General features: G+C 37.6%; 16 protein-coding genes and 1 riboswitch. Of the genes, 5 read left to right on the plus strand and 11 right to left on the minus strand.

Going from position 1 to position 13,544, the window contains the following annotated elements:
- The coding region (locus tag ASG31_RS04725) for an IS3 family transposase (RefSeq protein ID WP_082504471.1) at positions 1-624 on the minus strand (624 nt) is incomplete at its 3' end.
- Entirely contained in the window at positions 621-845 is a 225-nt protein-coding gene (locus tag ASG31_RS19160; protein ID WP_082504474.1) for a transposase, read from the minus strand. The genes ASG31_RS19160 and ASG31_RS04725, both read right to left, overlap by 4 nt.
- A gap of 420 nt (positions 846-1,265) precedes the next feature.
- On the opposite strand from ASG31_RS19160, the gene ASG31_RS04730 reads away from it, so the two are divergent.
- The gene (locus ASG31_RS04730; protein WP_056028686.1) at positions 1,266-1,538 is read left to right on the plus strand and encodes a DUF1294 domain-containing protein; all 273 of its coding nucleotides are present in this window, start codon (positions 1,266-1,268) and stop codon (positions 1,536-1,538) included.
- Between the two features lie 83 nt (positions 1,539-1,621).
- Here ASG31_RS04730 and ASG31_RS04735 read toward each other — a convergent pair whose 3' ends face one another.
- The 3 genes from ASG31_RS04735 to egtD all read right to left on the minus strand — a co-directional run bounded on the left by ASG31_RS04735 (position 1,622) and on the right by egtD (position 4,612).
- Positions 1,622-1,855, minus strand: a complete 234-nt coding sequence (locus ASG31_RS04735) for a hypothetical protein (RefSeq protein ID WP_056028688.1) — start codon at positions 1,853-1,855, stop codon at positions 1,622-1,624.
- A 457-nt stretch (positions 1,856-2,312) separates the two neighbouring features.
- Positions 2,313-3,503, minus strand: a complete 1,191-nt coding sequence (gene egtB, locus ASG31_RS04740; protein WP_056028691.1) for an ergothioneine biosynthesis protein EgtB — start codon at positions 3,501-3,503, stop codon at positions 2,313-2,315.
- 131 nt (positions 3,504-3,634) lie between these two features.
- Entirely contained in the window at positions 3,635-4,612 is a 978-nt protein-coding gene (gene egtD, locus ASG31_RS04745; protein ID WP_056028694.1) for an L-histidine N(alpha)-methyltransferase, read from the minus strand.
- Between the two features lie 396 nt (positions 4,613-5,008).
- Here egtD and ASG31_RS04750 point away from each other — a divergent pair, with 396 nt between their 5' ends.
- A complete protein-coding gene (locus ASG31_RS04750; RefSeq protein ID WP_056028697.1) occupies positions 5,009-5,335 on the plus strand; it encodes a hypothetical protein in 327 nt (108 codons plus the stop codon).
- 339 nt (positions 5,336-5,674) lie between these two features.
- Here ASG31_RS04750 and ASG31_RS04755 read toward each other — a convergent pair whose 3' ends face one another.
- Both ASG31_RS04755 and ASG31_RS04760 read right to left on the minus strand, forming a co-directional pair.
- Positions 5,675-6,031, minus strand: a complete 357-nt coding sequence (locus ASG31_RS04755) for a hypothetical protein (RefSeq protein WP_056028700.1) — start codon at positions 6,029-6,031, stop codon at positions 5,675-5,677.
- A gap of 502 nt (positions 6,032-6,533) precedes the next feature.
- Entirely contained in the window at positions 6,534-7,598 is a 1,065-nt protein-coding gene (locus ASG31_RS04760; protein WP_056028703.1) for an NADH:flavin oxidoreductase, read from the minus strand.
- A gap of 254 nt (positions 7,599-7,852) precedes the next feature.
- Here ASG31_RS04760 and ASG31_RS04765 point away from each other — a divergent pair, with 254 nt between their 5' ends.
- Positions 7,853-8,212 (plus strand): winged helix-turn-helix transcriptional regulator, encoded by a 360-nt coding sequence (locus tag ASG31_RS04765; RefSeq protein ID WP_056028705.1) that lies wholly within the window; start codon positions 7,853-7,855, stop codon positions 8,210-8,212.
- Between the two features lie 62 nt (positions 8,213-8,274).
- On the opposite strand, the gene ASG31_RS04770 is transcribed toward ASG31_RS04765, so the two are convergent.
- The 4 genes from ASG31_RS04770 to ASG31_RS04785 form a co-directional block, all read right to left on the minus strand.
- Entirely contained in the window at positions 8,275-8,610 is a 336-nt protein-coding gene (locus tag ASG31_RS04770) for a CCC motif membrane protein (RefSeq protein ID WP_056028708.1), read from the minus strand.
- A 134-nt stretch (positions 8,611-8,744) separates the two neighbouring features.
- Complete coding sequence (locus ASG31_RS04775; protein WP_056028711.1) at positions 8,745-9,065, minus strand: CCC motif membrane protein; 321 nt, start codon at positions 9,063-9,065, stop codon at positions 8,745-8,747.
- Positions 9,066-9,088: 23 nt separating this feature from the next.
- Positions 9,089-9,373, minus strand: a complete 285-nt coding sequence (locus ASG31_RS04780; RefSeq protein ID WP_056028714.1) for a DUF2752 domain-containing protein — start codon at positions 9,371-9,373, stop codon at positions 9,089-9,091.
- A gap of 86 nt (positions 9,374-9,459) precedes the next feature.
- Complete coding sequence (locus ASG31_RS04785) at positions 9,460-10,506, minus strand: NADH:flavin oxidoreductase/NADH oxidase (RefSeq protein ID WP_056028717.1); 1,047 nt, start codon at positions 10,504-10,506, stop codon at positions 9,460-9,462.
- Positions 10,507-10,892: 386 nt separating this feature from the next.
- On the opposite strand from ASG31_RS04785, the gene cdd reads away from it, so the two are divergent.
- Positions 10,893-11,375 carry a cytidine deaminase gene (gene cdd / locus ASG31_RS04790; RefSeq protein ID WP_056028720.1) on the plus strand — a complete coding sequence of 161 codons (483 nt, stop codon included), beginning with the start codon at positions 10,893-10,895 and terminating at the stop codon, positions 11,373-11,375.
- Positions 11,376-11,497: 122 nt separating this feature from the next.
- Positions 11,498-11,676, plus strand: a riboswitch (cobalamin riboswitch).
- A 28-nt stretch (positions 11,677-11,704) separates the two neighbouring features.
- On the plus strand, positions 11,705-13,537 hold the full coding sequence (locus tag ASG31_RS04795) for a TonB-dependent receptor plug domain-containing protein (protein WP_082504477.1): 1,833 nt from the start codon (positions 11,705-11,707) through the stop codon (positions 13,535-13,537).
- The last annotated feature ends 7 nt before the right edge of the window (positions 13,538-13,544 follow it).

Raw genomic sequence — 13,544 nt, forward strand, 5'->3', positions numbered from 1 at the left:
AATAGTATTCACAAATTTCTTACTTGCATATTGAATGCCTCTGTCGCTGTGAAAAATTAATCCGTCAATTATTTTCCGGTTTTTGACAGCCATTTTCCAAGCTGCAAGACTTGTCTCTTCGGTGCTCATTCCATTACTCAAACTCCATCCTATTATTTTTCGGTCGTGTAAATCAATCATAGTTGTCAAGTATAAAAACCCTTCTTTGGTCTGAATATAAGTGATGTCAGAAACCCAAACTTGCGCAGGTTTCTCGGCAATGAAATTCCTCTCCAACACATTTTCTACTACCAAATAATTGTGTTTTGAGTTTGTTGTCACTTTAAATTTTCTGCTTAATTTACTTCTCAAACCCAGCTCTTTCATATATTTAGCAACAGTTATTCTGGAGATTTTATAGCCTAAAGAATGCAATTCAAAAGTAATCCTGGGGCTTCCATAGCGTTGTTTGGATGAGAAATAAATCGAAGTTATCTGTTTTTTTATTTTTTCCTTCAAAAGCAATTTCTGGCTAAAGGGTCTGCTTTTCCATTTATAATAACCGCTGGAACTTAATTTTAAAACAGTACACATCTTTTCAATCGGGAATACAGATTCATTATTTTGTATGAATTTATATTTCATCGACCGCTCTTGGAGAAGATGCCGATTGCTTTTTTTAATATGTCACGTTCTAGCTCTGCATCCTTGAGCTTTTTTTCCAATTCATGGATTTTTTCCTGTTCGGGTGTTAGTTTGAGTTTTCTATTCCCCGGAAAACTTCCTTCTCCAAATTCTTCATACTCTTTACGCCATTTGTAAATCAGCGTGACAGCGATTCCCAGTTCCCTTACGAGTTCCGAGATATTAGTTCGTTCTTTGCTTAGCTAAACTGCTTGGGTTTTAAAAGCAGGATCATAGATTTTTCGCTCTCGTTTTATAAGTTAAAATTAAGGTTTTATGCTTAACTTTAATTGGATACTAAATTAGTACATCCACTTGCTTTTACTTATAATATGTCAGCTTTATTGTTATAGTTTATGCTAAACTTCATAACATTATAATGTACTTTTGTGAAACCTGATTATTTAGAAATTCAGCGCAGAATGCAGAATGGGTGATATCACATTGTAAAATATTAAAATTACTGCAAATTTCCTTTCCGATTTAGCAGATCATCACCTACTGGAAAAAGAGGTGGTAGATGTCAGAACTAATGTTGCATGCTACTCTTAAATTCATCTGCATCATATTATAGAGTAAAATCAGGATAAAAAGTAAAATATATGCCCCTAAAATACTACCTCATCACCCTAACCCTCCTCACCTTCCTTGCTTTCGGATGGGATAAAAGGCTGGCAAAAAACGGGAAGCGCAGACTTTCTGAAAGTGCGCTGCTGATTCTTACATTTTTGGGAGGAACTTTTGGTGCTTTGATTGGGATGACATTCTTCAGACACAAATACGCAAAAAAAACATTTGTGCTTAAACTAATCCTGGTGGTTGCGGTGCAGTTGGCTCTTATTTTTCTTTTAAAAGAACACCTCACGGTACAGTAAATTCCAATCTCTAAGGTCGGGAGTAAAACAAAAACAGGCAACCCCTTGAGGCAGCCTGTTTTCTTATAAAAATTGAGTTGGTGTTATTTATAATATGCCGGACGGGCATTTTGCCGGCTGACGTTGCGGTATGTACGGTAAATCTTCGCCTTTCCGGTTTTCAGGTCATCTACCAGTTCTACATTGAAGTTTTCCAATCCGTAAATGACAGAATGAAAATCTGAACATCTCTGTTCTACTATTATTCTGCCTTGGGTCTGTACCAGTGCCAGCTGAGTTTCGCTGTCGAGTTCAAGAAATTGATCGTAAGTATACATTGTGAGTGGTTTACTCTTTCAGTTACAATAACTATGCCCTGAATAGGATAATTGACATAATATGGTATGTTTTTTTTGTTGCGGGGTAAGGGATGTTGGGTACGAGATGCGAGGTGTTGGGTGCAAGGTGCGAGGTGCGGGGTGTGGGATGCGCGAGGTGGCGGGTGTTAGGTGAGTGAAGAATGATAATTGGTGCGGGGTAATATTGCATTAATGCAGCTCTGCGAATCTGTAACTCAGTCTCAGAAGTCCGAATTAGAAATTTTTAATTGCGAACATCGAATCTCTAATCCCGAACTCCAACCTCGAATCCCGAATCCTGAAACTCGTATCCCGAATCCCGTATCCCGAAACTCGAAACTCGAACCCGAATCTCTAATTTCAAATTTCAAAACCCAGCATCACGTATCCAGCATCCCGAAACTCGAACCCCGCATCCCGAAACTCGTCCCCCGTATCACTTTACCAAACGAATGCCCGTAAACTGCCACTTCAGATTGGTAGGAAAAAAATTTCTGTAGGTTCTGCGGCTGTGGCCTGGGGATGTAGCTTCTGAGGCGCCTCTTAAAACCATTTGGTTAATCATAAATTTCCCGTTGTATTCTCCCACTGCGCCGGCTTCTTTTTTAAATCCTGGATATGGAAGGTAGGCAGAATTGGTCCATTCCCAGCGTCTGCCCCAGTCGAAATGATGGGATGCAACTTCCCATTCCGCTTCTGTGGGAAGTCTCATTCCCTTCCAGGATGCAAATGCGGCTGCTTCAAAAAAACTGATGTGACAAACCGGCTCCGAAGGGTCTATTTCCTGTAATCCACTCAGAGTGTAGTTCATCCATTTCCCGTCCAGGTAATGCCAGTAGAGTGGTGATTTTGCGTTCGTCAGTTTCACCCAATCCCATCCTTCAGCATGCCAGTGCCTGAAATCCTGATATCCTCCCGCATCCATGAATTCAAGATATTCCTGATTGGTAACAGGTTTGGTGGAAATTTCAAAGTCATGGAGATAAACTTTATGTCTGCCCAGTTCGTTATCAAAACAGAACCCCCCGCCATCAAATCCGATTTCGTATACGCCTTCGGGAATGAGAATCATTTCGGCTGCATGTTCAGGTTTTTTGTCTGAAACATGATCTTTTGTATAGGCAGGGAAAAGCGGATTATGTCCTAGAATATATTTGATATCGGTAACCAGTAATTCCTGATGCTGCTCTTCGTGATTTAATCCCAATTCCAGTAAGGCTTTTAAATCATCTGTGAAGTATTCACTTTCAAGAAATTCGCTCATGTGCTGGTCAACGTATTGTCGGTATTTGAAAACATCTGCTACAGACGGACGGCTCAGATTTCCTCTGTCTGTGCGGATCACCCTCGCTCCTATCGTTTCGTAATAACTGTTGAAAACAAAATTATACTGTTCATTAAAAACCGTGTAATCTGGAAAATTGGGTTGAAGAAGAAAAGTTTCAAAAAACCAGGTGGTATGCCCCAGATGCCATTTTGGAGGACTCACATCTACAACAGGCTGCACTACATAATCTTCAGTTTCAAGAGGTCTGCAGATTTCTACTGAACGGTTTCTGATTTGGATAAATCTTTCGGAGGCGCTGAGATTTTGATTTCTTTTTTCAGTTGATATTGCTGTCTGCATAGTTTAAAATATTTGATGTGATGTGTTTATTTGAATACGGATATCACTGAGTTTCTCTCGTCTGATTGATGAATATTTTGAAAGGCCATTCTACCTGTCAAAAACAGGAAGTTTTCTATTTTTAATCTCGTTTATACTGTCCATACTGAATCTACAAACCAGCCTCTGGAATCTTTAATTTCATCCACAATTCTGAACCTTGAAGCTTTGGCCATGTTCTGAATATCTTCAGGTGAAAATTTCTGTGAGATTTCCATATCTATCAACTCATTTTCTTTAAAAGTGACGGGGTGATTTCCAATATGAACTGTCTGTTCCCGGAGGCTGACTAAAAAACTTCTGCATGCTCCGGACACTGGATCATACGTCTGGTAATGTTCAAAATAGGTGAGATTAAAATCTGCATTCAGCTCACGGTTCATTCTTTCTAGAAGATTAAGATTGAATGCAGCTGTGATTCCTGTTCTGTCGTTATATGCAGCCAGAATGGTATGAGGATTTTTCTTTAAGTCGAAACCTGTTAAAAGAAGATCACCGGGACTGAATCTTTTTCTTAATTCTGTACAGAAATCTATTGCTTCATCTTTAGTCATATTGCCGATATTTCCGCCAAGAAAAAGAACGACTTTTCTTCTCTGTGAAAGTTTCGTTGCCTGATCCAGCATTTCAAAATAGTCACCCTCCAAAGGGATTATATTCAGTTCAGGAATTTTTTCACTGAGATTTTCCTGCAAGACAGAAAGTATATTTCCGGAAATATCAATAGGCATATAATTGAAATCGCAATCAAGACTGCAGAGATGCTCAAGCAGGTAGGAAGATTTCATGGCATCCCCTGCACCAAGTTCTATGAGATCAAAAGGTGTAGAGTAATCAATAGTGTTTGCCAGCTCATTGGTTTTATTTTTGAAAATATCCAGCTCGCACTGTGTTAGATAATATTCGGGCATGGCCATAATCTGCTGAAAGAGATGGTCGCCGTTTTTATCGTAAAAATATTTGGAAGACAATTTTTTGGGTTGGACAGACAGTCCTTTGATAACATCTTTCAGGAAAGTCTGCGCCGAAGATTCCTCCACAGGGGTCGCCAGTAAGCAAGGTGAACTCATAATAATTTGATTTGGTTAATTTTTCAAAGCAAGTTTCTTGCCGAGTGTGAAATAAGCTCTTTAGTAAGATACCACAATGATATTACAGATTTACATTTTCCCCATTAAAAGCCTGTTTAAAAATGATTAAAAACAAATTTTCAAGTCATTTTTCTTTCCCAAACCTAAAGGGCGGAAAAAATGCCTGGAAAATCTCATCAAAATTAACTCCCATGTCATCCATGAGCTTCTCGAAGGAAGGGTCGGCGAAATTAATTTTGATGAATTTAAACAGGCTCTAAGTTTAAAATACGAAAAACCTGTATCGCAGCAAAGGAATGGATATGCTTTTACTCACCTGCCTGGTAAGATGAGTGTTGGCAAGCAATTTGTGTAGTTATTTTCAAATCAATTAATATGAAAACACCAGAAAAAATAGCAATAGGTATTGCAGCAGCCATCGTGGTAGGTGGTCTTACTGCCTTAGGATTTCGAAAGAAGAGAGCATCAGCTCCTAAAACCTTTACAGCGCCAGACGGAAACATTTACCCTGAAAATCACGTTTACCGCACATTCGATAATCAGTATTTCAAAAACGGTAAAAAGATAAAATATCAGACTCCTGCACAGAGCATACAGGATACACACGGACATTTTGATCCGGCTAAAAACAAATCAGAATTTAATCATCATGCTCCAAACCCATCGGTAGACTACCATCAGCGCGGAGTAAGGCACAGATAAAATAAAAAAAGATTATTTTTTACTAAAGACTTTGGCTTTCGGAATGTACTGAAAGCCAAAGTTTTTTTAATGTGATATCATCAGCTAAAAATGAGAAAACTTCGACAGGTATTTCCCGCTTCATCTTTAATAAATCCAAAAATATTTTTCATGAAGAGTAAGTTTAAATTTTCTTCAAATATAAAATTCTGGTTCAAAAACTCTTCGACGAGCTCAGAGTGACAACGTTAAATTGAGCGGTTAGTATTAGATTTGTCAGTCTGAACCTTTGGAAGGCTCAATTAATCACACCATTTAAAATCGATATAATCAAACTATTTTAATAATTTTAAACAGGCTCTAATTTAAAAATTCAGAGTTATTGGTTTTTACGCCATATTCCGTGCCCAGAAATCTGGGATCGCCATGTTTCTCAGACCAGAAACCATCCAGAATATTGGTCTTGATACATCTGTACACTGCTACACCTTTAAAAATCATATTGTCCTCCCCTTCATACTGAAAGTTGATTACTAAAATATTGTCTTTAAAAAAGCCTTTTCCCGTCTGAATGTATTCACCAATAATCCACTGCGCATCAATCCGGTTGTCTTCATCGGGGTTTAAAGTTAAAATTCCCTGATAGGTAAAATCATCTTCCAAAACCTGATTGCTTCCCTGTATTCTGTAGCTGCCAACTAAATCCTGAACTGTCATGTAATTGAAATTAATGTCTGCAAATGTAGACAATTGTGATTATTGAATAATTGTATTTAATTATAGCATTCATATCGTATTCAGTTTTTAGTATAAAATTGTGGAATTAATTAAATTGAAAACGAATGTCCGTACTTAGTAATAACTTAGTTTTTAAAAGTTTGTTTGTCGTTCCGTAGGAATCTAAACTACTTTATTAAAGAATGTTGAGATTCCTACGGAATGACAAATTGACTGCTGATTTTGGATTATAATCAAAAACGTACAATCATAATTCAAAATAAGTTTCGGGTGAAGCCTCATTTTGTTTTTCAATATATAAATGGCCTAAAGCCCATTCCTATTGATATCACACTGATATATAATCCCTAACTGTTGTTATTAATAACCTCCAATAAAAGAACAACGCGGCTTTCAAATGATGAAAACCGCGTTGTTTCAGAAAAAAATAAATAGGTAAATTATAGAATTATCTGATCTTAAAAATCAAATCGTTCATGTCTTAAAATAAAACTGCAAGACTTTCTGCTGAAAAATTCTCCAGTTCGTCTGTCTTATTGTTTTTAATTTTCAAAACCCATTGCGGATCCTGAAGTATTGCTCTTCCTACTGCTACCAGATCAAAATCTCCTCTCTCCAGCCTGCGGGTGAGCTCAGAAAAATCAGTTTTCTTTTCAGTGCCTTCTCCTGCGAATGCTTTCATAAAATCGCCGTCAAGACCTACAGAACCTACTGTAATCGTGGGCTGTCCGGTAATTTTCTTTGCCCAACCTGCAAAATTTAAGTCGGAACCTTCAAATTCGGGTTCCCAAAAACGTCTTTGCGAACAGTGGAAAATATCTACACCTGCTTCTTTTAAAGGCAGTAACCACTCCTCCATTTCTGCCGGTGTATTGGCGATTCTTGCGGTGTAATCCTGCTGTTTCCATTGGGAAAGTCTTAAAATAATAGTAAAATCTTCTCCAACAGCGTCTCTGATAGCCTTCACAACATCAACTGCAAAACGGTTTCTTTCTGCTATTGTTTTTCCACCGTATTCATCGGTTCGTGTATTGGTTCCTTCCCAGAAAAACTGGTCTATCAGATATCCGTGTGCTCCGTGAATTTCCAGCACGTCAAAGCCTAATTCTTTTGCAGCTTTTGCAGATTCTGCAAATTTAGAAATGGTGTCTTTAATATCTTCCAGCGTCATTTCGGAAGCTTTTTCCATGTGTATTACAGGGTAATCTTCAGAACTTCTGGTATCTCCCACGTGCCAGATCTGTGGTCCCATTTTACCACCTTCTGCATGTACAGCATCAATCACGTTTTTCCATCCTTCCAATGCTTCTGTTCCATAAAAATCCGGAATGTTCTGAATATTTTTTGATGCAGGTCTGTCTATTACGGTTCCTTCGGATATAATTAATCCCACTTCTCCCTCTGCTCTTCTCGCATAATATTCTGCGATCTGCTGGGTTGGAACCCCGTTGTCTGACTGTGCTCTGGTCATAGGAGCCATTACGATTCTGTTTTTCAGCTCTAAGTTTTTGTATTTAAACTGTGTAAATAAAGATTGTACGCTCATTTTTGTCAGTGTTATCTAATTGTTACACAAAGTAACTAATAATAGTTTATATTTGTATCTTTCATTATTAAAATTGTGGTAACTTTACAGTAACTGATAATAGTAACCTTAAAGTAACTGAAAAAAACAGCACAGAATAAAGTTTTGCAGGTATTAAAATTCAAATAAAATTCAATTTACGAGGATTTAATATGGATATTCCACAGTTTATTGATAACTTAGACAACTACAACTAAAAACTAAACTTATCTGTTATGAAAAAAAATGAACTGATGGCCTACAGCTGTCCGCTCGGGAAAGCAATGGCAGCCTTAGGCAGCAAATGGAAACCCATCATCGTGCTCGTAATTAAAGACCGAAAGCTGCGTTTTGGCGAGCTTGCCGCAAGAATCAATGTAATTTCAAGAAAGGTTCTCACAGACCAGCTGCGGGAAATGGAATCTGATGCTCTTGTTATTCGTGAAGAATTTAAAGAAATACCGCCAAGAGTGGAATATTCTCTCACAGAAAAAGGTCTGGCCCTGTTGCCTATTATGTTTCAGCTTGAAGAATGGGAATCAAAATATCAGAATAAGGATCTGAAGTATGGTAATGATTGTGCTGCAACCGCATAATCTGATATTAAAAACGAAAAGACCGTTCAATAAAACTGAACGGTCTTTTTTATGGATTTATCTTACCTGTCCTGCAGTTCATCCATCCTTTCCTTAAACAGCTCCGGGTCTGCCAAAGCATCGGTTCCTATGTAGAAAAATACATAAACGAAAATAATTATCAGGAAAAGAATACCCAGAATTACGCCTATCAGCGCCAAAATCCTTCCGGTGCTGAGGTTGCTGTAGTTGTTGTAAAGCTGAGGATTCTGCAAATAGAGCTTTTTGTCTTTACTGTACAAAACCAGCGCAATAACGCCACATATAATCCCCGGAATTCCGTAGCAGATACAGGATACAAGTGATAAAATTCCTAAAACCAAAACAGCTGTAGCATTTGGTAAACTTTGTTGATTCATAATATTTTAAGTGTTAAAAAAAATTAATAGATATTGAAAGATAATTCTGTGCGCATTTTAAGACGTCTGTTCAACTGTCTAAAAAGTCAAAAAAAAGACCGCATTTCTGCAGTCTTTTTTTACTAACGCAAATTTTATCGTCCCATCTGTTGCAGTTCCTGCATTTTCTCCATGTAAGCTCCCCATCCTCCTGTTGCAAGTAGAACAATCATTGAAAGTATGTTCAATGCACTTAGTGACAAACCAATAATGCACAGAATTCTACCGGTATTCAGATTGTTGTAATTAAGATACTCAGCAGGATTCTGCATATATAGAGCTTTGTCTTTATTGTAAAGTACCAGCCCCACAATACCGGCAATGATTCCTGGAATTCCGTAGCAGCAACATCCAACGATAGAAAAAATCCCTAAAACCAGTACTGCCGTAGCATTAGGTAAATTTTGTTGATTCATAATTTATTGTTTTAATATTTAGTTTAAATGAAATAATGTTTATAAAAATAAGAAATTACCATGATTAGTGCATTAATAATTCCTAAAATAACCAAAATATTTCCATAATTCCTTTTCCGGTCTACAAATGTGAGAACTACTGTAAAAAAAAATAACAGCAGCGTGTAAACCGCCGGAAACATGTGAAAAGCCTCTACAAAGTTCCCCTGAAAAACCAGTACAATTGCCCTTTGCGTGCCACATCCAAAGCATTCTATGCCTAAAAATTTCTTGCTTGGGCAGGACAGCATGTAATCTTCTATTTTCATTGTTTGAGGGTGAGGGTAAGATTAAGGTTTAGGTTTAGGTTTAGGTTTAGGTTTAGGTTAAGAATCAAGAATTAATTTGGATATGATTATAGTCTTGCACGAAGATACTGATGAGGGAAGAAACAGTCTTTTTTTGCTGGAAACGAACTCTGCACCGCAATGAAAGGGTTTCTGAGTATTTCCCGGGCTATAAAAATCAAATCTGCCTCATTTTGCTGCATGATGTATTCTGCCTGCTCGGCGCTGGTGATCAATCCTACGGTTCCTGTTTTTACACCGGCTTCTTTTTTTACTGTACCTGCAAGATGAACCTGATACATCGGCTTTACCTCAATTTTAGCTCCGTGGATATTTCCCCCACTGGAAACATCAATCAAATCGACCTGATGCTCTTTTAAAATCTTTGAAAGTGCTACACTGTCTGTAATATCCCAACCGTTTTCAGCATATTCTGTTCCGGAAATTCTTACAAAAAGGGCAACATTTTCATTTAGTTCTTCATTTACGGCGTCCACAATCTCCACTAAAAAACGGATTCTGTTTTCAAAACTTCCACCATATTCATCAGTTCTGGTATTGGATAAAGGTGACAAAAACTGATGTACCAAGTATCCGTGTGCTGCATGAATTTCAATCACATCAAAACCTGCATCTGCTGCTCTTTTGGCTGCAATTTTAAAATTCTGAACCTGCTCTCTGATTTCTTCAACAGTCAAAACATGAGGAATTCTTTCAGTTGGATGATAAGGGATTGGGCTTGGTGCTACAGTTTCCCAGCCTTCTTCAAGGGAAATCTGTTTATTTTCCCAAGTAGAACCTTTTCTCCCTGCATGTGCCAGTTGGATACCCATTTTTGATTCTGTAGTTTGATGTACAAAATCTACAATTTTTTTTAACGCAGCAGCCTGTTCGTCATTCCAGATTCCCATGCAGTGATTGGTAATTCTGCCTTTTGGCTCTACTCCGGTAGCTTCCACGATGATTAGTCCGGTACCGCCTTGAGCGCGGCTTACGTAATGTACAAAATGAAAATCATTGGCAAGCCCGTTATCACTGCTGTACATGCACATGGGCGACATTACCCAGCGGTTTTTAATTTCTACATTTCTGAAGTTGATTGGTGTATATAACATGAATTTTATTTTAAAAATTTAAAAATACGAAATATGAATGAAAGATGAGGATTTTGTTGGAAGATGGAAGGGAGGAGATGGAAGATTTAAGATTTAGGATTTAAGATTTAAGATTGTTTATTAGTTCGGGTTCTGCTGTATATTAATACATCATCCAAAGTTCCTTATTACGGTTATTCATATTTAACCCTATGGGATTGCTACGTAAATAATTTAATCAGTACGGATTTTACGTAAAACTATTTATTTTAAACCTTGTTCAGGTTTTCTTTATATTCAATCACTACAATTCATGAACATCGAATTTTGAATTTTGAATTTTAAATATTGAATATTTTGTCACCGTTGGAAATTGTTTTACTTTTAGCTCCCTTTATTAAATTTGAATGAAAAAAGATTTTCTCATTAATTTCGAACATTTTACAGCTGCCAACGAGTTGACAGAACTGGAAATTTCCCTTTTGGAAACTGCAAAAAAAGCAAGGGAAAATGCCTATGCTCCCTACTCAGATTTTCTGGTAGGATGCGCTGTGCTTCTTGAAAACGGCGAAATATTTTCAGGAAACAACCAGGAGAATGCGGCATATCCTTCGGGGCTTTGTGCTGAGCGTACGGCAGTCTACTGGGTTGCTGCCAATTTTCCGGATGAGAAAATCAGCAAAATATTTGTGGTGGGCGGTCCGCGGAATTCTGAAAATCCCACTCCTCCTATTCCACCTTGTGGAAACTGCCGTCAGAGTTTAATGGAATATGAAAGCAAGCAGAATCAAAATATACAAATTTATTTCGCAAGTCTTTCTGATGAAGTTTTTAAGGTAAGCTCAGTGAAAGATCTGCTGCCTTTCTATTTTGATTCCAGTTTCCTCTAGTTTTCAGATGTACAAAATCAGGATTAAGTATTTTTAAATCAATCACTTACAAAGACAAGATTATTTACATATTCATTTTCCGGATTTGTTTGCGAAAAATTACGAATTCATCTTTAAAAAACTATCTTTGCAAAAATTTTGGTTTCCATCGTTTTGGAATGAAAAGGGAATTGGGTGAAAATCCCAAACTGTCCCCGCAACTGTAGATCGCATCAAAATATTTCTGTTAAAAACCACTGTGCAAACGGGAAGGTGCAGAAAAGCGAAAGTCAGGAGACCTGCCAGAGTTTTACAATAAAAATAATTGCTTTCGGAGGAAAAGTAAAACTATGAGCTTTAAAAAAATTTTGGTCTTCTGCTCAGCGGCATGGAGTGTACACTTTTGCTACGGACAGGAAAAAGACATTGAAACAGTATATATATTTGACAACCAGATGAATAAGGTGAAACTTTTTCATAAGGTCAGCTCATTATCACTTCAGGATATCCAGAAAAATTCTACCAATATTTCTGAAGTTCTCAGATTTCAAACTCCCGTCTACATTAAGGAAAATGGCCGAGGTGCTGTTTCTTCGCCTTCTTTCAGAGGGACGACGGCTCAGCAGACAGCGTTTGTTTGGAACGGAATCAACATCAATTCTATGTTTTTAGGCCAGGCGGATATCAATAATATTTCTTTCTGGGGAATGGATCAGGTTGATGTAAAATCCGGCGGCGGCAGTGTGATTTACGGAAGCGGCGCAATCGGCGGAAGCATTCACCTCAATAATGTTCTCGGTTTTAATAAAGGTTTCCAGGGAAATCTTTTTTCTGAAGCAGGCTCTTTCGGAACTTACAACAATTTTCTGCAGGGTTCTTTCAGTGATAACAGGTTCAGTTTTAAAGCTTCAGGAAATTATTCTTTCAGCGAAAACGACTATACCGTTCCGGAATCGCGAAATTACATCAACAGAAATGGACAGTATGAGAACAGCAAGATCAATATTTCTGCTGCATACAGATTAAACAAAGCTCACCAAATTTCCTGGATCAGCGAGTTTTTCAATGCAAACCAGCATTTTCCTGTTTTTTTTGACAGCGCTACACCAACGAAATACGAAACACAGAATATTCGCAGTCTGATTTCCTGGGACTGGACAAAAGCTCGATTTAACAATTCATTAAAAATTGCTTACACGGAAGAAAATTTTCAGTATTTCTCCAATTTAGATCAGCCAAAGACAAGCGGGGGAAGCGGCAGAAATTATATTGCCAAAAACAGTTTTAACTATTTTTTTAATGAAAAATGGAATGCCAACATCCTCACAGAATTTCAGGTAAATGAGGGTGAAGGTTTTCAGTCGGGCATTAAAAATGTAAGCAGAAATGTGGGTTCTGCGGGCGCATTGCTCCGATATTTCCCCAATTCAAAACTCCGTGCTGAGGTCGGTATAAAAAAAGATTTTGTGGAAAATGTAAGTTCACCTGTACTCTACTCCTTTTCAGGGGGCTGGGATATTTCAAAACATTACAGTTTGGGAATCAGCATTTCAAAAAACTTCAGATTTCCTTCATTTAACGATCTTTACTGGCAGCCGGGAGGAAATGAAAATTTAAAATCAGAATCTTCGCATCATTTTGAGCTGAACAATCAGATTAAAATTTCAGATTTCTATGTAAGCATTACGCCTTATTACATGAAAATTAAAGACTTAATCAGCTGGATTCCCAGTCCGATGGGGTATTCTGCACCATCAAACACGGCAAATGTAGAGTCTTACGGAGTGGAATCTCAACTTGATTTTAAGAAAGTTTTCGGCAAAAATACAGTTAGCTCAACTTTGGGTTATACTTATTCTAAATCTGAAGATCTTGAAACCAATAAACAGCTGCGGTACGTTCCGTTGCACAAATTTTTCGGAACCGTTAATTATCAGTACAGTTTTGTGAAATTATTCATTCAGGGCATGTACAACGGACTTACCTACACAGAAAGTACAGAGAAAAGAAGTGATGCTCTGGAACCTTATTTTGTTGCCAACGCGGGTGTTTCTGCAACCCTGAAAAAGAAATTCACTCTTGGGTTTAAAGCCAATAATATTTTTGATGAAATCTATGAAACTACAGCATATTACCCCCTTCCTAAAAGAAATTACAGTATCTATTTGAATATTAACTTTTAAAATAAAT

The organism is Chryseobacterium sp. Leaf404 (genome assembly GCF_001424145.1).
GTDB lineage: Bacteria > Bacteroidota > Bacteroidia > Flavobacteriales > Weeksellaceae > Chryseobacterium.